The sequence below is a fragment of the Methylocystis sp. SC2 genome (assembly GCF_000304315.1).
Taxonomy (GTDB): domain Bacteria; phylum Pseudomonadota; class Alphaproteobacteria; order Rhizobiales; family Beijerinckiaceae; genus Methylocystis.
The window spans coordinates 654853-675101 of record NC_018485.1 but is presented as its reverse complement, the minus strand read 5'-3'; the positions used below and the strand labels follow the sequence as shown (position 1 = coordinate 675101).

The 20249-nt window shown below is 64.6% G+C and carries 11 protein-coding genes; 5 read left to right on the top strand and 6 right to left on the bottom strand.

The window, feature by feature from the left end; genetic code table 11:
* Positions 1-6: 6 nt before the first annotated feature.
* Positions 7-1629 (bottom strand): outer membrane beta-barrel protein, encoded by a 1623-nt coding sequence (locus BN69_RS03165; protein ID WP_014890104.1) that lies wholly within the window; start codon positions 1627-1629, stop codon positions 7-9.
* Positions 1630-1982: 353 nt separating this feature from the next.
* Between BN69_RS03165 and BN69_RS03160 the strand changes: the two genes are divergently transcribed.
* Entirely contained in the window at positions 1983-3536 is a 1554-nt protein-coding gene (locus tag BN69_RS03160; RefSeq protein WP_014890103.1) for an FAD-dependent oxidoreductase, read from the top strand.
* A gap of 8 nt (positions 3537-3544) precedes the next feature.
* On the opposite strand, the gene BN69_RS03155 is transcribed toward BN69_RS03160, so the two are convergent.
* Positions 3545-9583 carry an apolipoprotein A-IV repeat region-like domain-containing protein gene (locus BN69_RS03155; RefSeq protein WP_014890102.1) on the bottom strand — a complete coding sequence of 2013 codons (6039 nt, stop codon included), beginning with the start codon at positions 9581-9583 and terminating at the stop codon, positions 3545-3547.
* A 268-nt stretch (positions 9584-9851) separates the two neighbouring features.
* Between BN69_RS03155 and BN69_RS03150 the strand changes: the two genes are divergently transcribed.
* Positions 9852-10292 (top strand): Hpt domain-containing protein, encoded by a 441-nt coding sequence (locus tag BN69_RS03150; RefSeq protein WP_148277012.1) that lies wholly within the window; start codon positions 9852-9854, stop codon positions 10290-10292.
* On the opposite strand, the gene BN69_RS03145 is transcribed toward BN69_RS03150, so the two are convergent.
* Complete coding sequence (locus BN69_RS03145; protein WP_014890100.1) at positions 10259-11155, bottom strand: transporter substrate-binding domain-containing protein; 897 nt, start codon at positions 11153-11155, stop codon at positions 10259-10261. The genes BN69_RS03150 and BN69_RS03145 overlap by 34 nt on opposite strands.
* A 73-nt stretch (positions 11156-11228) precedes the next feature.
* Between BN69_RS03145 and BN69_RS03140 the strand changes: the two genes are divergently transcribed.
* Positions 11229-13241: a glycosyltransferase family 2 protein gene (locus BN69_RS03140; RefSeq protein WP_014890099.1), complete on the top strand. Its 2013-nt coding sequence runs from the start codon at positions 11229-11231 to the stop codon at positions 13239-13241.
* Here BN69_RS03140 and BN69_RS03135 read toward each other — a convergent pair.
* Complete coding sequence (locus BN69_RS03135; RefSeq protein WP_014890098.1) at positions 13200-14273, bottom strand: DGQHR domain-containing protein; 1074 nt, start codon at positions 14271-14273, stop codon at positions 13200-13202. The genes BN69_RS03140 and BN69_RS03135 overlap by 42 nt on opposite strands.
* 280 nt (positions 14274-14553) lie before the next feature.
* Here BN69_RS03135 and BN69_RS03130 point away from each other — a divergent pair, with 280 nt between their 5' ends.
* Positions 14554-16041 carry a DUF7125 family protein gene (locus tag BN69_RS03130; RefSeq protein ID WP_244435026.1) on the top strand — a complete coding sequence of 496 codons (1488 nt, stop codon included), beginning with the start codon at positions 14554-14556 and terminating at the stop codon, positions 16039-16041.
* Between the two features lie 62 nt (positions 16042-16103).
* Positions 16104-17615: a hybrid sensor histidine kinase/response regulator gene (locus tag BN69_RS03125; RefSeq protein ID WP_244435025.1), complete on the top strand. Its 1512-nt coding sequence runs from the start codon at positions 16104-16106 to the stop codon at positions 17613-17615.
* A gap of 59 nt (positions 17616-17674) precedes the next feature.
* On the opposite strand, the gene BN69_RS03120 is transcribed toward BN69_RS03125, so the two are convergent.
* On the bottom strand, positions 17675-19297 hold the full coding sequence (locus BN69_RS03120; RefSeq protein WP_041926775.1) for an ABC-F family ATP-binding cassette domain-containing protein: 1623 nt from the start codon (positions 19295-19297) through the stop codon (positions 17675-17677).
* A gap of 175 nt (positions 19298-19472) precedes the next feature.
* Positions 19473-20186 carry an MgtC/SapB family protein gene (locus BN69_RS03115; RefSeq protein ID WP_014890094.1) on the bottom strand — a complete coding sequence of 238 codons (714 nt, stop codon included), beginning with the start codon at positions 20184-20186 and terminating at the stop codon, positions 19473-19475.
* Positions 20187-20249: the final 63 nt, after the last annotated feature.

Sequence of the window (20249 nt, the reverse complement as noted above, 5' to 3'; positions counted from 1 at the left end):
CTGCGGCTAAAGGAGCGTGAAGGGAACGATCACGTCCATATTGAACATGCCCTGGTTCGAGCTCAGTCCGCTGCGGCTGAAGAACGGCGTGGTGCCGTTGACCGTCGTGTCCCAACGCAGCTCCGGCCGGATGATCAGGCCGGTGATGTAGGGCAGTTTGACCGGCAGTTCAGGCGTAATCGTCATACCGAGCGTGAAGGCCAGATAGCTCGTGCCGGAATAGACCGGCCTGTTCGCATAAAGGCCCGTTCCCAGGTTCTGGTTGATGCAGGACGGACACCAGAAGCCATGCGCCAGATTGACCGCGTCGAAATAGCCCGGATAGGCGCTGACGAAGAAGTTGTTGTTGTCGCGATAGAATTCGGCGCGCCCGTTGAGCTTGAAGATATCGTTGATCTTGTAGGAGAAATATTGCGCGATGCCGAAGGCGCGCGCGCCCATCGGATAGGCCGGGGCCGTGCCCCAGAATCCCGTGCCGGTGATGGCGTTGGCCGCGGCCCAAGCCTTTTGCGGCAGGCCGAAGGAGCTATTGTTCCAGCCGCTTTCCAGCATGAAGCTGATGTCGGTGATGAACGTCAGATTCTCGGTCGCCTTCCAGGTCGTCGTGAGGTTGTTGAACGAACGGATCGCCGTGTTGACGTCGCAGGCGCAGAGGCTAGGAGCGCCGAAGCCGCCCTGGTTGAACGGCCAGCCGGCCGTCGTCGGCGGAGGCCACCCCCCCGGAGTGAACGGGACGCCGGTGAAACCGACAGGCCAGCCGACGCCGAGCGGATCGGTCTGTCTCTGGTTCTCCGGACCCGTGTGGGTGATCGCCATAATGGTCAGATTGCCGTCGAGCAGGTTGAAGCCGAAGCCGCCGTGGAAGGACGCGGCGGCGTTGTTGTCACCCGGCCAGCCGAGGCTCGTGTTCACGCCGCTGGTCACGCCGGTATAGACGTCGAGCCAGGGCTTGACGTGGGTGGTGACCATCGCGCCGGTGTGGATAAACGGACCGAAGTTGAAGATGTAGGAGTGGCTGTAGAACAGATTGTCTTTCGCCGGGATCACTTCCGCGCCGTTGTAGGTGACGAACATGCCCAACTTGAGGTCGACGCCGCCTTCGCTGATCGGGCTAATCCACGGAAAATGCGCCAGGACATTGGCCTCGATCGGTCCGATCTGCGTGCGCGAGGCGATCGCATAGTCGAGAATGCCGAGGTAGTGGTTGTAGCGCATGTCCTCGCCGACCATGCCCTGAAGCTTGAATCCGAAGTCATAGCCTTCGGCCTTGGGATCGAGCGGACGCTGCACGGTCAGGAGGGCGCCGTTGAAGGTTGGCCAATTGGCGCGGTCGGTGTAGAGATGGCCCCAGTTCAGCTTGTTGAACGGCTGATTGAAGTTGACGGCGACGCCGCCTTCGACGTAGCCGTCGATGGTCAGCGTATCGATCCAGGCGGGCGTCGGGGCCACGGCCGGACCCTTGACGATCTTGCCTTTTTTGACGGGCTTGGCCGCAGGGGGCGGCGCGGGTTGATTCTCTTCGATCAGAGTCGGGTCGACCTCCATCAGCTTCGACTGAGCATGGGCAGCGCTCGTGACGCTGGTTGCTAGCGAGAGTGCAGCGACGGTCGAAAGATAGGGCCATTTCATTGCTGGGAACTCCGTCTGGGAGGCGAGATCTGATTGATATCACTCGCGAGCGAAGTTCCGTTCAAGCCCAACGTCCGCGCATCTGCCCAATTGTTAGGCAAAAAAAGCCCTGACGAAAATTTGTTCTAATTAGTGTGGCGGCAATGTCACAATTTTTCATGGTTCCAGAGCCGCCGATGGGCATTTCATAACGCCTCTCATAATACAAAAGGTGACAAAGTGTTCGATTCTTGACGAATCACGATCGCTTCCGTCCGGATCGAGGCTTGCCGCTCTTCAAGCGCCGCCCTCTTTAGTAAGCGTGGCAATAGGCTGGCGCACGGGCGCGACGGCGCGGAGGGGGAGAGAGCGACATGACGGAAGAAGGGCGCAATCAACCCGAGGGCCCCGACTTCACGCAGGGAGTCGCCGCCGCCGAGGTTTCCGAAGGCCGCCCGTTGCTTGGCCATGTGGCCGGCGAGGACGCGGTGATGGCGCGACAGGGCGACGAGTTCTTCGTCATCGGCGCGCATTGCACGCATTATCATGGGCCCTTGGCCGAGGGCCTCGTGGTCGGCGGCTCGATCCGGTGCCCGTGGCACCATGCCTGTTTCAGCTTGCGCAGCGGCCGCGCGTTGCGCGCCCCCGCCTTCGATCCGCTGCCGCGGTGGCGGGTCGAGCAGGTCGACGGAAAGGCGTTTGCGCGCGAAAGGCTGCCCGACCCCGCGCGCCCTGCGCGTAGGGGCGCTGCCGAATCGCGCGGCGTCGTCATCGTCGGCGGCGGCGCCGCGGGCTTCGCCGCCGCGCAGGTGTTAAGGGCGGAAGGCTATGACGGCCTTCTGGAGCTGGTCAGCGCCGATCCCGCCGAGCCCTACGACCGTCCCAATCTGTCCAAGGATTATCTGGCCGGAAGCGCGCAGCCGGACTGGCTGCCGTTGCGCGATCCCGCCTGGTATCGCGACAACGGCGTCCAGCTGCGTCTGGGACGGCGCGTCGAGTCGCTCGACCCCGCGGACAAGCGGCTGACGCTCGCTGACGGGACGACGCTGTCCTACGACGCGCTGCTGCTCGCCACGGGCGCATTCCCCACCAAGCTGCCGACGCCGGGAGCCGAACGGAGCCATGTTTATTATCTGCGCTCGCTCGCGGATTGCGACCGGATCATCGCCGCCTGCGCCGGGGCGCGCCGCGTGGCCGTGATCGGCGCGAGCTTCATCGGCCTTGAGGTGGCGGCGTCGCTGCGCGGCCGCGGTCTCGACGTGCGCGTCATTGCGCCCGAGGAAATACCGATGGCGCGCATTCTCGGCCCCGAAATCGGCGCGCATGTGAGAAAGCTGCACGAGAGCCATGGCGTCGTCTTCCATCTCGGGGACACGGCGACGGAGATCGGCGAGCGCACGGTCAATTTGAAAAGCGGCGCGATCTTGGACGCCGATATCGTCGTCATCGGCGTCGGGGTGAAGCCGGATCTCTCGCTCGCCCAATCAGCCGGCCTTGCGGTGGACCGCGGCGTGCTCGTCGATGAATATCTGCAGACGAGCGCGCCCGATATCTACGCCGCCGGCGACATCGCCAGCTGGCCCGACAAGATCACGGGGGCGCGGATACGCGTCGAACATTGGGTTGTCGCGGAGCGTCAGGGACAGACGGCCGCGCGCAACATTCTCGGCCGCAAGGAAAAGTTCGACGCCGCGCCCTTCTTCTGGAGCCAGCATTACGATGAGGCGATTTCCTATATCGGAAACGCCGCGTCGTGGGACCGGCTGGAAATGTCAGGCGATCCGGCCGCCGCCGACTGCGCCGTTTCCTACTTCAAGGGCGACCGGCTGCTGGCCGTCGCGACCATCGGCCGCGACCTCGACAATCTGCGCGCCGAAGTCGCTTTTGAAGCGCGCATCGGCGCCGAGCCGCCGGAATCGATCGAATAGGTTGAGCGCTATTCGAAGCGTCCGGAGGCGTGGCTGAGCATGGTGTAAACCTTGCCGGCGTCGCCCGTCAGCAGGTCGAGCGCTTTCGAGCCGTCGTGATCGCCGCGGCTGGTCTCAACGAGCAGATCCTCGAAGTGCGCGACGTAGCGATCGGCGGTCGCGCGAAACGCCTGATCGACGCGATAGCGGCGACGGATTTCCTCGAAGGTCTGATGGCCTTGCGCGGTGTAGAGACGGCGACCGAATAGCCCGCCCTTCTCGCCGCGCTGATAGCGGCGCCACAGCTCCGCCACGGCGGCGTTGTCGACCATACGCGCAATGTCGAGCGTCAGGCTGTCGAGGGCGCCCGCCGTCGCCAGCGACCGCGCCGGGCGCGGCGGCTGCGGCGCGGAGTCGTCGAAGGAGGCGCGCGCAAGCAGGTTGCTCAGCCATCCGCCCTGCGGCTCGCGCGTCGGCTCCGCCGCGCGATTCTGCGCGACCTGCGGCGCTGCGCGCGCCGCCTGATCCGGGATCGCCTGACGGAGCGGAGCGCTTTGTTCGGCGATGTCATAGACGTGGCCCGAGCGCGCCACGATGTCGGTGAGTTCGTTCAGCGCCTTCACCTGATCGCCGACGACCCGCCGCAGCGCCGCCGCCTGCTCCGCGGTTTCGCGCGGAATTTCGGTCGCGCCGCGGCGCACCTCCTCGCGGGTCTCCTCGATCTCGCGATGGATGTTGCGCGCGAGGCCGCGAATCTCGTCTGTCGCCGCGTCGAATTTCGAGCGCGCGTCGCCGAACAGACGGGTGATCTCTTCATTGGCTTGTGAGAAGGCGGCGCGCAGCGCTTCCGAAGTCTGCTCGCGTTCGCCTTCCGCGGCGGCGCGCACCGCGGCAAAGCGCGTCTCGATCAAATCGGCGGTTTGCCTGGAGGTTTCGCTCAGCTCGCCTCCAAGGTCGCGCGACCGCGTCTCGATAGAGCGGAACGAACGGTCCATCAATTCGCCGAACTGCGTCATGGCGCTTTCGAATTCGGCCCGCCGGCCTTCGATGAGCGTCACCAGTTCCTCGAGCGAGCGGCGGCGGGCCGCCATCACGGCGTCGAGCGCCTCCTGGCTTTGCGCCAGTTTTTGCGCGCTCTGCGCCAGCGTGTGCTGTCTCTCGTCGAGCGCCGCGACGATGGCGTTGGCGTCCTGCATCGTGCCGCCAGCGACGGCGCTGATATGTTCGACTTGCGTCGAGGCCTCGTTCAGCGCGCCGTGGAACTCGGCGAGGCGCTTGCCAAGTTCGTGTTCGAGCGTGACCAGATTGCCGCCGGTCTTGTCGATGACCGCATGAAGCGAGGCGTTCGTCTCGCCGAGCGTGTCGAGCAGGGCGGGCAGCTCGGCGCGAATTCTTTCGTTTGTCTCCAGCAGCGCCGCAATCGAAGTCTGCACGCTGGTCTCCAGCGTCAGCGCCAGCGCCTCGCGGGAGGCGTCCAGCGCATTCGTCAGCTCGTCGCGCTCGACGCCGAGGCGTGAGACAAGGGCGGCGCTGCTATTTTCGACGGCGGTCGTCACCAAATCGCCGATCGTCGTCAATTCCTGGGCGACGGCTCCGCCGCGGGCGTCGAGCACGGTCTGCATTTGCGTGAGGCGCGCATCCAGCGCGTCGCTGATCTCTGCGACGCGTTCGGCGAGCGACTGGCCGAGATCGCCGGCGCGCGCATGAAGCGTCGTATCGAATTCGCGCCGCGCCGCGGCCAGAACGTCTTTGATGTCCTGCAGACGGGCGCCGATCGTGTCCACGACCAGTCGGCCGCCCTCGTCGATCTCGGAGGAAACGGCGCCGAGCCGGCTGATCACATTGTTCTCGAGCAGCGCGATGCGTCCGTCGAGGGTCGTCTCCAGCTCCTTCGCGTGTCCACCCAGCGCTTCGTTGATTTCCTCTGTTCTGGAGGCGATCGTATGGGCAAGTTCGCTCGATCGCGACAGCAGCACCCAGTCGACGTCCTTGATCTTTGCGTCGAGCGTTTGCATGACCTGGCGCCCGCCGTCCTCCATCACTCGCGCGACTTCAGCCGCATGTTTGGAGAGCGCCTCCTGCAGCATCTGGCCGCCGACGCCCAGGCCCGCATCAACGCGGCCGACCAGTTCGTCGATGCGGTCCGCCGCCTCCATTGTTCTGGCGTTGGCGACGTTCTCGAAGGCTTCGATCTTGTTGGACATCGTCGACGCGATGTCGATTGCGCGGGCGCCGAGCTTTTCGACCAGATGGCCGCCTTTGCTCTCGATCGCGCCGTCGATCTCGGCCAGTCTCGCGTCGATCTCATCGGCGAAATGGCGAGAATTGTCGCCGATCCGGGCGTTGTAATGCTCGACTTGCGCCGAGAGCCTTTCGACGAGCGCGCCGCCCTGCATGCGGATGGTCTCATCGAGCGACTGCAGCCGGTCGTCGATCCGATGCGCGATCTCTTGCGCTTGTGCGTCGAGTCGGGCGGCCGCGTCCGCCGTCCGCGTCGTCAGACTGTCGACAAGCTGCGTTCCCTGGCCGCCGATCACGTCTTCGACGACAGCGAAGCGCTGCGTGAGTTCGGCGCTGAGGCGTTCGGCATGCGCGCCGACCCGATCCGCGAGTTCGCCGCCGTCGCGCAGCAGCGCATTCTCGAATTGGGCGAGCTGTTCGCCAAGCGTGACCGCGATGCGCTCGCCATGGTCGGCCAGCGACGCCACGACGTCTTTGCTTTCGGACAGGACGGCGTTCTCGAAGGCGCCGAAACGATCGTTCACCAATTCATGCAGCCGCTCGCCCTGCGTGGCGATCGCCAGAACGGCGTCGCTCGCCGTATTTGCGAAGCGCTCATGCATCGTCGCGGCGTTTTCGGCGAGAGCCGAGGAGGCCTCGGCGACGCTTTGGCGAAGCTTGTCGCGCAACGCCGCGCCGTGCGTCTCGAATTCCTGCAGCGCGAGTTCGCGCGACGTCTCCATCGTTTTGGCGACGAGCATTCCCGCCGCCTCGAGCGCGTTGAGCCGCTCGCCGAGCAAGTCGTCGACGCGCGTCGCATGTTCGCCGACGACCGACGCCACGCTTTCGCTATGGCGTCTGACGGCCTCTTCGAAGGCGCCGAGCTTTTCGGCGATGTCGATTTGGGCGCTGTCGGCGCGCGCCGCCAGGCGCTGCGCGATCTCGCCGCCTTGGCGCACAAGCACGTTTTCGATCGCTTCGAGACTCTGGGCGACAGCGTCGCTGACCTGTCCGCTGTTGCGCGCGACGCTGTCTTCAAAGGCGGCGAGCTTGTCGCCAAGTTCCGCGGCGGCGCGCTCGGTGCGGGCCGCTACCCGGGCCGCCAAATCTTCGCCCTGGCGCGCGACGACGTCTTCGAACGTCGACACGCCCTGCGAAAAGGCCGCCGTTGCGCGTTCGCCGTGCTCGCTGACGCGCTGGGTGATTTCTTCGCTGTGACGCTCGACAGCCTCTCCGAAGGCGGCGAGTTGCGCGGAGAGCGTCGATGCGGCGCGTTCTCCACGCTCGCCGACGCGCTCGGCGACCTCATCGCCGTGGCGGATGATGGAGTTCTCAAAGGCGGCGAGTTGCGCCGAGAGCGTCGATGTCGCGCGTTCGCCTTGCTCGCCGACACGCTGCGCGATCTGTTCTCCGTGGCGCGCGACGGCGTCTTCAAACGAAGCCAGCTGCGCCGCGAGCGTCGATGTCGCCCGTTCGCTCTGTTCGCTGACCCGAAGGGCGACGTCGTCGCTATGGCGAACGACGGTCTCTTCGAAAGCGGCGAGCTGCGACGTCAGCGTCGAGGTGGCGCGCTCGCCATGTTCGCTGACGCGCTGCGCGACTTCCCCGCTGTGGCGGGCGACCGTGTCCTCGAAGGCGGCGAGCTGGGTTGCGATGGCGGCCGTCGCGCGTCCGCCATGTTCGCTCACGCGCGCCGCGACGTCGTCGCTGTGCTGCGTGACCGCTTCCTCGAATGCGGCGAGCTGAGCCGACAATGTCGCCGTCGCGCGCTCGTTCTGTTCGCTGAGCCGTTCGGCGATTTCGCCGCTGCGGCTATTGACCGACTCTTCGAATGCGGCGAGCTGCGTGGCGAGCGCCGACTCGGCGCGCGCGCTGTGGTCGCCGACGCTCTGCGCAAGTTCCTCGCTGCGCAGCGCGACCGCGGTCTCGAAGGCGGCGAGCTGCGTTGCGACAGTCGTCGCGGCCCGCTCACTATGTTCGGCGACGCGCGAGACGACCTCCTCGCCGTGGCGCGCGAATGTGTCTTCAAAGGCGGCAAGACCATCCGAAATGACGGAGCTGACGCGGTTGCCATGTTCAGCGACGCGCATGGCCGCTTCCGTGCTGTTGCGCACCACGGCGTCTTCGAAGGCGGCGAGCCGCTCGGCGAGAGTGGTCTCGATCTGCAGCCCGCGTTCGGCGATCCGTTCCGCCACTTCGCCGCCGCGGCCGAGCACGGTCTGTTCGAAGGCCTGGAAGTTGTCGGCGAGCGTTTCATTGACTCGATCGCCATGTTGGCCGATCGCCGACACCGCTTCGCTGGCGGCGGCGACGAAACGCGCCTGCACGGCGTCGACCTGTTCGACAAGCGCCGTTGAGCTCTGGTTCAAGCTGCGCGCAATCGCCTCGTGAAGCGCTTGTCCGCGCAATTGAAATTCGTTTTGCGCCTTCTGATGCGTGTCTTCGAGCAGGCCGACGATCCGGGTTTCCGCGGTTTCGAACGTCGCCCTGGCGTTTTCGACATGTTCGGCGACGCGGGTCGTGAGCCGATCCTGAGTCTCGGCGAGCGAGCGCTCAAAGGCTCCGCCCTGCGTCTCGATCGTGTCGCGAATGGCGCCGCCGGTCTCCGTGAGCTGCGCGACGATCCGCTCCCCCTGGCCGCCGATCGCCTCGGAAAAACTCGCGCCGAGCTCTTCGAACCGTCCGAGCACATCGGCGCCGCGCGCGCCGAAATCGCTGGCGATCGCTTCGCTCGCGGCTTCCAGCTTGCGGCCAACTTCCTCGACTCCATCGGCGAAACGGCGGCTGACGTCGTCGCTCGCGCCGGTCACTTTCTGCGCGACTTCGTCGCCGGTCTGGGTCAGGGCGATCAGCACTCTTTCGCCGTGACTGGCCAAGGTCGATTCAAAGGCGTCGCCCGCTTCGTCAAGCGCGAGCCGGATCTCTTCGCCCTTGGAGCCGAGCGAGGAGGCGACGCGCGCGCCCGCCTGGCTCACAGCTTCCGCGAGATGGACCGAGGTCGTGGCGAGCTCCTGAGACAGCGCCTCGCGCGCGCCAAAAAGCGCCGCACGGGCGTTGTCGGCGTTGACGACGATGGCTTCGCGTTCGCGCGTCAGCTCGTCGATGAGAAGCCGAATGCGCCGTTCATTCTCCGTGTAGGAGCGTTCGAGGTTGGTGACCTCGGTGCGCACGATCACTTCCAGTTCGCCGGCCCGCGCCAGCGCGCGTTCGATGCCGTCTCCCATGGAGGCGGCTTCGCGCCGGATCGCCTGAGAGAGCGAGACCACCTGTTCGGTGGCGACCGTTTCGGGCTCGATGAGCCGAATGGCGACTTCGGTCATCGAGTTGGCGATGAGCCGCATTTCATGGGCGCGACGCGCCATCAATCCGGTGAGAAAGAGGAAGACGAGAGGCGCGATCAGCGCCGCGAGCGTCAAAACCGGTTTCGGCGCGAGCATCGAGCCGTCGAAGTCAATGATCTCGCCTTGATGGAAATAAACGTACAGGGCCCAGCAGCCCGCCCACAGCCCCATGGAGGCGAAGGTGAGCGCCATGATCGAGCGGTTGGGCTTGATCTGCAGCGCCTGCCGCAACTCGCCGACCGTGCGGCGGTCGTCGTTCGCGGGCGCAAGGGCGGGCGCGATCGCTCCGGGCTGCGGTTGAACACGGTTCTGCGGCTCGCCATAGGCCGAGGCCGGCCTTCTCTCCCCGGCGGGCGCTTCCGCTCTCCGGCTCTGGGCCGGGCCGGACCGGTTGTTCGCCTCATCCGCGGCGCCCGCGGCGTCCGGCGGCGCGCCGATATCGAGCGCCTCCTCGATCGCCGTCAGAGCGGCGGACGCCGCGTCCTGGATCTTTCCCGATGTCGCCATTCGCCCTCTCCAGCCGGCGCAGACGCGTCGCCCGGCCCGATCTCATGGCCCGCCGCTCAGCGACCGCCAGTGAATAAAGATTAACCAAACTTTACAGCCCATCCCCGGCAATTGAAACATCCGGCGGGACCGTATCGGGAAACTTCGTTAACGCGCCCTTCAGGATCGACGCGCCAGTCTGCGCTCTGGGCGCCGCTTTTGGCAGGCCTTTCTCGGGGCTGCAAAGCGAGCCGCTTTGCGATAGAGATCAAGGGGAACAGGAATGGGGATGGCGAAACTGGCGGACTCCACGTTTCTAAACTGCGAAGCTCAACCGCAGCCGTTTTCCGAGGCCGACGCGCAGTCGCCGATCGACCTCGTTCATCTCTCCCGACAGACCTTCGGCGATCATGATCTCGAACGGGAGTTGCTGGCGCTTTTCGACGCGCAGGCGGCGCAATATACGAAACGCTTGCGCGCGCCCGCCGCGCGGGGCGACGACTGGCGCATCGGGCTTGCGCACACCATCAAGGGGTCGGCGCGGGCGATCGGCGCCTTCGAGGTGGGGCAGGCGGCCGAGGCCTACGAACAGGCGCTGCGCAGCGCGGATGCGAGCGCCGCCGAGAAGGCCGAGATCCTCGGCGCCGCCATCGGCCGGGCGCGCGGCGCCATCGCCCTATTGCTGGGCGGCGCGGCTCAGAACGGCCCCACCGGGAAATATTTCAGATAAAGCTCGGCGAAAACGCCGCGCTGGGCGAGGCGGGAGAGCGCGTAGTCGAGCGCCCGGCGCAGCGGCGCATTGCCTTTTTTCACGGCGATGCCGACGCCTTCGCCGAAATATTTCGGATCGGTGAAAGGCCCGTCCCGAAAGACGCAGCAGCCGGCCGCTTCTGCGCCGTTCAGCCAGTAGGAAAGGGCGATCGCGTCGCCGAACGTCGCCTGAACGCGGCCCTTCTTGAGCGCGTTGCGGGCGAGGGCGGGCGTTTCGAACGTCACCAGAGTCGAGCGCGGATAGAAGGCCTGCAGAAACGCCTCGTGTCGCGAGCCCGCGACCACCGCGATCGGGCGATCGGCGAGGGCGGCCGGAGAAGCCGACGTCAGGGTCGTATCGGCCTGCATCGCGAAACGACCGGGCGTCAGCATGTAAGGTCCGGAAAAATCGACCTGTTTTCGAGTCTCGTCATTGATCGCCAGCGAAGCGATGATGGCGTCGCCGCTATTGTCGTTGAGCGCGGGAATGAGTAGATCCCACCGCCGCCGCTGGATCGTGCAGGCGGTGTCGAGTTCGACGCAGATCGCCCTGGCGAGATCGACGTTGAACCCCGCGACCTGCCCATCCGAAAGCAGGAAATTGAACGGCGGATAATCGTCCTCGGTCAGGAAGCGGATCTGGCGCAGTCCGGAGACGTCCGGCTTTTCCGGCGTGCGGTTGGGGTCCCAAAATGAGGGCGCATTCGGGGCCGGCGGCGCCGGCGCGGGGGGCGCCCCGTCAGCCGCCGCAGCTGTCACGCAGGACGTCAGGAACAGCGCGGCGAGCGCCGCGCCCAGGGAGGCGAGAAGACCGGTTCGGCGCGGCTGAGTGAGACGGCGCATAATAAGAATTGCGTGGCCCCTGCTGGAGGTCGATAGTCGCGCGAAGGCTGCTTGCGCTTGCCGGATGTATTGCATGAATTTTCTGCCGATCGATAGTGTTGCTTCCTCTGCTTCGCAGATCAAGGACGAACTTCCTCCTCAGCCTTTCAGACGCCGGACGTTCGCTGACTCCTCGGCGGTTCGCCGGGCGTCGCCGTCGCCGCGAGGGACCGCGCCGAGATCCATTCCTGTCGAAATCGCCTTTCTTTCGGCTTACGGCGTGCCGGAGCAGGTGCTGCAATTCGCCGCTGCGACGGCGCGCCGCCAGGGCGTTTGCGCCGACCAGGCGCTGCTCGCCGAAGGGCTCGTCGGCGAGGATGTCTTCTATCGGGCCCTGGCGAAGCATCTCGACGTCGAGTTCATTGACGGTCCTGTCGACGTCTCCGCGTCAGGCGTTGCGGCGGTCGAATGCGGCTATGCGCGGATACGGGACCCCTCGAGCGGCTTTCTTTGGCTGTTCGCGCCAAGCGGCAGCGGCGTCTTTCGATTGATGAGCGCGCGGCGCGCGGCAAGAGGGCGGCCGCTGTTCGCGATCACCACTCGAACGCGGTTTTTGGAGGCTGTGCGCCGCGCTGATCCCGCCGGCGTCGCCCGCAACGCGGCCTTTCTCGTCGAGCGCGTCGATCGGGACTTATGCGCGCGCGGCGGCTTGCGGCGCGGACAGGTCGGACTGCTGCTCGTCGCGCTGATCGTCCTGGCGGCGAGCCTTTACGCTCCCTTCTTCTTTCTGCGCCTTGCATCGTCCTTGCTCCTCGCAGGCGCGTTCTTTTGCGGCGTGTTTCTGAGGCTTTTCGCCTGCGTGGCGAGCCGTCAACGCTGCGCAGACGCGGAACCGCTCGAAAGCGAGGCGCGACTGCCGATCTACACGATCGTGCTTGCGCTCTACCAGGAAGCCGCCGTGGCGCGCCAGCTCGCGCGCGCGATCGACCGCTTCGACTATCCGAGAGCCAAGCTCGACATCAAATTCATTATCGAAGCCGATGATGAACCAACGGCGGCGGCGTTGAAGGCGCATCCGCCGCATGCGCCGCATGAGATCGTGGTTGCGCCCGAGGGCGCTCCGCGAACCAAGCCGCGCGCCCTCAATGTCGCCATGCCGCTCGCGCGGGGATCGCTCGTCGCGGTGTTCGACGCGGAAGATCTGCCCGAGCCGCGCCAATTGCGGCGCGCGGCGACGCTCTTTGCCGCCTCGCCGCCGAGCGTCGCGTGCCTGCAGGCGAGCCTTGTCATCGACAACGGCGAGCTGAATTGGATGACGGCGATGTTCGCGCTTGAATATGCGGCGCTGTTCGACGTTTACAACAAGGGCCTCGCAGCGATGCGAATGCCGCTCTTTCTCGGCGGCACGTCGAACCATTTCCGCATCGAGGCTCTGCGCGACATCGGCTTCTGGGACGCCTTCAACGTCACCGAAGACGCCGATCTGGGGCTGCGGCTCGCGCGCGCGGGCTTTGAGGTGCGGACATTCGCCTCGCAAACCTTCGAAGAGGCTCCCGCGGTCTTCGGCGCGCTGGTGAAACAGCGCACGCGCTGGTTCAAAGGCTGGATGCAGACGTTCATCGTGCACTGCCGTCGGCCCATGCGGCTTTTCGTCGATCTCGGCTCCCGGCGCGCGATCGCGGTGCTCGCAATGTTCGCCAGCGGATTGTTTGGTCCTTTGCTCGGCCCGTTCTTGGCGGCGCGGATGATCTATGACGCGATCTTTGGGGCTTTGTTGGCGCCGGTCGCGCCATTAGAAATCGCCTTGAGCACGCTGTGGTGCTGTCTGGCGATCGCCGGCGCGGTCTCCCTGATCTTGCCGCTCGCGATGGGAATGCGCCGGCGCCGCCTGACGCGGTTTCGCCCTGCGCTTATCTATCTGCCGATGTGGCTGATGATGCTGAGCATCGCCGCCTGGCGCGCCCTTTATGAACTCTGGCGGCGCCCTTTCCACTGGGAAAAGACCGAGCATGGGCTGACCATGCGCGGCGCTGTCGAAGCGGAAATAGAAGTCGATCCATTCGTCTCAAGAGAAGAGCCACTGTTTGATCAAGAAGCCGGCGCTTAGCGCCTTGCCGTAATGCTCGTGCAGCGCGACATGGCTCATGCCGGCGCGCGGCAGATCCGATTTCTTCAATCGTTTGAAGAAGGGAATGAGCACGTCCTCGAAATTCGCCACCGTGTATTTTCCGCCGTGGCGATCGGCGACCCGCTCGGCGACATTCGTGAACAGCAGCGCCAGCGCCTTGAACAGCGCCGGATGCGTGATCTGCTCATCGGCGTTGTGCAATCCGAGACCATGTCGGCAGGCGCGCAAATAGGCGTTGAGCACCGCGTAGACTTCCTCCGCCCGCGCGTCGACGAATGCGCCCTTGATCGAGCGCAGCGCGGCGTTGAAGGTGACGCGCGAAATCGTGCCCTTGCGCCGTTCCGCCGGACTTAGCAGGTCCTTGAGCGCGCTGTCGCCGCGTGTGTGAAAAAGATCGAAGACATCGTGCAGCAGCGCGTCGGCTTTGGTCTCGACTTCCGAGAGGCGGCGGATGTCGAGCAACAGCTCATTGGGCACGGGCCGCTGCTTGGTGTTGATGTCCATGAACAGCCGGCATTCTTCCGAGCGCTTCAGCCTGTTGTAGATCACCACCGGCACGTCGACGGCGCGTTTCGCCAGCTTGAAGCCGAAAATGCGATGTTGCCCGTCGATGATCAGGAAGGCGCGGGGGTCCTGCCGGAACGTCAGAGTTCTCGCGGCGCCGTCATAATGCATATGCGCGCGCGACTGCGCTGAGAGCACCACGGCGCCGGGAACCGTGCCGAACCCGGCGTCGATATATTTGGCGATCGACTTCGCGCGCTTTTCATCGAGCAGGCGCTGGAAGCCTTCCGCCGGATTTTCGACCCGCGGTTCGACCGTGCAGGTTTCAGCGAGCAAACTGCTCGGCAGCACCAGCGCGTAAAAGCGGTGCTTGCCCTGGGAGACGAGTTGCGCCGGCGCGCTGATCGTCGTTGTGCCGGCGGCGGAAGCGGAGGAGCCGCGCAATTCGGCCCCTGCGTCCGGCAACGGGGCGGATTCGGCGATATCGCTGAGCGTGTCCCGATCCATGTTCTGATCCCTCGGAAGCGTGAACTTTCAGCGTTCACGACAGCTGACTCGACGAATCGACCGAAACTCGGACGAAGAGGCTAAGCGGGAAAATGTTTGGGGGCAAGACGGGTTGAGGACGCGAAGCCGTGTTTTATCTTCCGAATACCTATTCAACGCCACTGCGGCCACGGCTAAGATGGAGCCCTTGGACCCGGAAGGGAAGACGCTGCGCAAAGCAATGTTGTCGAATACTTGCCGTATTGTAAGCTGAACACTCATGATGATCGGGAGCGCCACAGTGTCCGTGCCGATAAAGACAACCCCGCGTTTTGCGACAGGCGTTCCGGGGCTCGACAGGGTTCTTCACGGCGGACTTCCGCGCTGCGCTCTCATTCTCGTCGAAGGTCCGCCCGGCAGCGGCAAGACGACCGTGGCGCTCCAGCTCCTGATCCAGGCGGTTCGCGCCGAGGAAAGCTGCCTGCTCGCGACGAGCGCCGAATCGCCGCAACAGTTGCGGTCGATCGCCGCGTCGCACGGATGGAGTCTTGACGGGATCAATATCACGGGCCTGTCGGAGCCATCCAGCGCGGAAGACCAAGCACTCGATTACACGCTTTTCCCGGAAGCGGAAGTCGAGATCGGCGAGACGTTCGACCATCTTTTTTCCGAAGTCGAACGGTTGAAGCCCAAACTGCTCGTGCTCGATACGATCTCGAGTCTGCGCGTTTTAGCCCCGACGGCGGCCTTCCATCGGCGTCAACTGAAGCGTATTCGCGACTTCATGGCGGCGCGCGACTGCACGACGGTCATGCTGGATGAAGCGTCGATGACGGAAAAGGATCTTCGCAGCCAGACGCTGTCCGACGGCATCATCGAATTGCGGCAAAAGCCATCTTCGTATGGGGCGGACCGACGCCCGTTGCGCGTGAGCAAACTGCGCGGCTGCAGCTATGTGAGCGGCTCACACGACGTGACGATCGCCACCGGAGGGCTGACCGTTCACCCTCGCCTCGTCGCCCAGAACTTTCCCAGCCTCGCGGCGGCGCCGGCGCTCGGCTCCGGCAACGCAGAGATCGACGCGCTTGTCGGAGGCGGGCTGCCCCGGGGGTCGAACACGCTCATCGCGGGGCCGGCAGGCGTCGGAAAATCAACCATATCATCGCTCTACGCGATGGCCGCGGCGAAGCGCGGCGAGAACTGCGCGCTTTTTCTGTTCGACGAGACCAGGGAGAGCTATATCGGTCGCGGCGAGGGATTGGGCTTGGACATGCGCGCTGAAGTCGAAGCCGGCCGCATTGAACTCAGGCATCTCGATCCGGCCGAACTGAGCGTTGGCGAAATCGCCGCCCTGGTCTTGGATCGAGTCGAGAAGCAGGGCGTGAAGCTCGTCGTGATCGACACGCTGAACGGCTATATGCAGTCCGCCATGGAAGAACCGAGCGTTTTTCTTCACATCAGGGAATTGCTCTCCTATCTGAGCCGCCGTCAGATTGTCACCATCATGACGCTGACGCAGCACGGAATTTTCGGAACGGAGCTCTCTTCGCCCATGGACTTCAGCTTCCTGGCCGACAATGTATTCCTGCTTCGTTTTTTCGAGCTGAACGGCGCGCTGCACAAGGCCTTGTCGATCGTCAAAAAGCGTAGCGGCCAACATGAGCATACGATCCGGAAGCTGACGATGAGAACGGGAGGCGTCGACGTCAGCGAACCGCTTACAGGCTTTACGGGGGTCCTGACGGGGACGCCCGTGTATCATCCCGAGCCCATCGTTTCGATCAAATGATGGTGGAAAGCAGCGCAGCCGAAGTCGCGCCCGGAGCCGAGGATAGTCTGCGCGTTCTGATCATGACGCCAACGGGACGCGACGCCGCCCTCGCTGAGGACGCGCTCAATCGTAGCGGTCTTTCCAGCTGCGTTTGCAGCAACGAAGAAGAGCTGCGTCGGGAGATTGCGAAAGGCGCAGGCTGCGTTCTTATGGCCGAGGAGGCGTTGCCGCACGATCGCGCGGCGACCTGGGACGAGCTGTTCGGTCCTGAACCGGCGTGGTCCCAGTTGCCCATGGTGTTGCTTCTCGCCCGCGGCCACGCTCAAAAGGATTTAGCTTTCCTGCGAACGATCGAAAAGCGCCCGAGCATAGGTTTCATCGAACGTCCTGCGCAAAAGCGCGCGCTGATCAGCGCGCTCAAGAACGCGATTGAAGCCCGCCGTCTGCAATACGCCGTTCGCGATGCGCTGGACGCGCTGCAGACCGCCAATCGCCGCAAGGACGAGTTCCTCGCCGTGCTGGCCCACGAGTTGCGCAATCCTCTCGCTGTGATTTGCGCGGCGATTCACATCAAGAGGCGGCGCTCAGCCGACGGCGACGGCGACGACATGCTCTCGGCGATCGAGAGGCAAACGCAACAGCTCACGCGTATCGTCGACGACCTTCTGGAAGTTTCGCGAATCAGCCGCGGCAAGTTGGAGCTCCACAAGGAGCGCCTGGATCTTGTCTCGCTCGTGCGCGACGTGTTTGAACATGGGGCCGACAAACTTCAGGCAGGGAAACATCGCAAACATTTTTACGCGCCCTCCACGGAGCTTTTCATCGAGGGCGACCCCATTCGTCTGGGTCAGGTTTTTGTAAATCTTCTCAACAACGCCGCAAAATATACGGCGGACGCCGGCGCGATCGACGTAACGGTGACGCGGGACGGCGGCTCCGCGGTGGTCATCGTGAAGGATACGGGCGTCGGCATTCCGCCCGAAATGATCACGCGGGTTTTCGACATCTTCACCCAGGTCGATCGCAATCTCGGAAGGGCGCAAGGCGGAATTGGCGTCGGTCTATCGCTCACCCGCAGTCTTGTAACGCTGCACGGAGGCGCAATCGAAGCGCGAAGCGACGGCGCGGATAAGGGCAGCGAGTTCATCGTCCGGCTTCCATTGAGCGAAGCGCCCGTTGCGGCGCGTGTTGAACCCGCGCAAGATACGAAGGAGCGGCGCGCGTCCCGGACAAGGGTGTTGGTCGTGGACGATGACCAGCTTGTCGGCAAACTGACTGGCGAGCTGATCGCCTCCTTTGGGATGGAGGTGCAGGTCGTTCCTGGCGGCGCCGAGGCGCTGGACGTCATCCCGAAATTCCATCCCAGCATCGTCTTTGTCGATCTCGGCATGCCCGGGATTGATGGTTACGAGACCGCCCGGAGGATCAGACGGCTTCCCGGCGGAGATTCTCTCTTCATCGCAGCGCTGTCGGGCTGGGGCCAGGCCGAGGACTACGAGCGAAGCGCCGAGGCTGGATTTGACCGGCATTTTGTCAAACCGATCAAGATCTCAGAGTTGGAAAATCTGTTCGCCTCGGAGTCGCCAAGCTGAGCGCATGAGTCGGGGCGTCGCGATTGGCCGTGCGCGTCCTGTCGCCGGCCGTGCTGTGGTCAGCGACGCAGACCAGGCGCCTCCTGGCCGGTGCGCGCCACATATTCGGTGTAGCCGCCGCCGTAAACATGAACGCCGTCGGGCGTCAGTTCCAGCACCCGATTGGATAGCGCCGCCAGAAAGCGCCGGTCGTGCGAGACGAACAGCATGGCGCCCTCATAGTGCGACAGCGCCGTGATGAGCATCTCCTTGGTCGCCAGATCCAAATGGTTCGTGGGTTCGTCCAGCACGAGAAAGTTCGGCGGGTCGTAAAGCATTTTCGCCATGACGAGTCGCGCTTTCTCGCCGCCCGACAACACCCGGCATTTCTTCTCGACATCGTCACCGGAGAAGCCGAAGCAGCCGGCCAGCGTGCGCAGCGAGCCCTGTCCCGCCTGAGGGAACGAGTCCTCCAGCGACTGGAACACGGTGCGCTCGCCGTCCAGCAGCTCCATGGCGTGTTGCGCAAAATAGCCCATTTTGACGCTGCCGCCCTGGGCGACGGCGCCGTCGTCCGGCAGCGAGGCGCCCGCCGCCAATTTCAGCAGCGTCGACTTGCCCGCGCCGTTGACGCCCATGACGCACCACCGCTCATTGCGGCGCACTTGAAAGTTCAGCCCCTCGTAAATTCTCCGCGCGCCGTAGCTCTTGTGCACGTTCTTCAGGGTGATCACGTCGTCGCCGGAGCGCGGCGCCGGCGGGAATTCGAACAAGATCGTCTGGCGGCGCTTGGGCGGCTCCACCCTGTCGATCTTCTCGAGCTTCTTCACGCGGCTCTGCACCTGCGCGGCGTGCGATGCGCGCGCCTTGAACCGCTCGATGAACTTGATCTCCTTGGCGAGCATCGCCTGCTGACGCTCAAACTGCGCCTGCGCCTGCTTCTCGTTCTGCGCGCGTTGTTGCTCGTAGAACGCGTAATCGCCCGAATAGGTCGTCAGCGCGCCGCCGTCGATCTCCACCACCTTGGTGACGATGCGGTTCATGAACTCGCGGTCATGCGAGGTCATCAGCAGCCCGCCCTCATAGGCTTTCAGGAATTCCTCCAGCCAGATCAGGCTTTCCAAATCGAGATGGTTGCTCGGCTCATCGAGAAGCATGGCGTCGGGGCGCATGATGAGGATGCGGGCGAGCGCCACGCGCATTTTCCAGCCGCCCGACAGGGCGCCGACGTCGCCGTCCATCATCTCCTGCGTGAAGCTCAGGCCCGCGAGGATTTCGCGCGCGCGGCCTTCCAGGGCGTAGCCGTCCAGTTCCTCGAAGCGCGCCTGCACCTCGCCGTAACGCTCGATGATTTCTTCCATGTCGCCCGCCCGGTCAGGATCAACCATGGCGTCCTCCAGCTGCTTCAGCTCGGAAGCCACGGCGCTGACCGGACCCGCGCCGTCCATCACCTCGGACACAGCGCTGCGGCCCGACATCTCGCCGACGTCCTGATTGAAGTAGCCGATCGTCACGCCGCGATCGACGGCCACCTGGCCCTCGTCGGGATGCTCCTGTCCCGCAATCATCCGAAAGAGGGTCGTCTTGCCGGCGCCGTTGGGGCCGACGAGGCCGACTCTCTCGCCCTTCAGGAGCGTCGCGGAGGCTTCGATGAAGAGGATCTGATGACCATTCTGTTTGCTGATGTTTTCGAGACGAATCATGTGTGCAGGGGACCGGGGAGGGAAAGTTTGCGTAGCCATTAGGCCATGCGGCGCGCCGGCGAAAGACCATTCGGAACCGCAAGCGATCTTGCCGAAACCTCGACGGAATAATCCGCTCTGGGTCAAAATCATGAACCACGGGGCGATGCCGGCGCTGCGTCATCGCAGCGCGATTTCAGTCGCTTGTGCGGGAGGACCAGGTCGCGTGCGAGACGCCGTCGAGGGCGGCAAGCGCCTCGACCACGGCGTCAAGCTGTTCGCCCGTCGCGCTCGACGTCGCGAGCGTCGCGACGATCTCGACGTCGTCTTCGCGTGCGTTCTCAGTGATGTCCTGGATCGGATAAGAGGCGGCTTCGAGCCGCTCGATCAAAGTGTCCCGAATGACGTCGCGTCGGGCGCCGCTCGCCGCGACGCGGACGTCATAGACCGCTTCCGTCGCAGTTTCGTCGATCGGCGTACGTTCGATCAGACGCACGAGTGGTCGAAGGAGCGTGTTGCCGGCGAGCACGAAACCCGTGAGCAACAAGGCTTCCGCCGGACGGTCGGCCCCCGCGAAGCCGCCCGTCACCGCCGAGCACCAGACGGTCGCCGCTGTGCTCAGTCCGCGGATATTCATGCCTTCCTTGATGATCACGCCAGCGCCGAGAAAGCCGACGCCCGACGCCACATAGGCCAGCACCTGGGTCGCGCCCTGATTGCCCATGAGCCGCATGCCGAGATCGACGAAAGCGGACGCGCCAAGCGCGACGAGAGCGTTAATCCGCAACCCGGCGCTGCGCTGCCGATACTGGCGCTCCGCGCCGATCGCGGTCCCGAGAACGAACGCCACGAGCAGCGACACAAACGTATTGAGAATTTCCGCGCCGTCGAAATTTGCAATGGCGTTCATGGGCTAAATCCATCGGCGTTCCGCTTCCCGGCTTATAGAAGCCCGGATGAAGCTTGTCGCGGC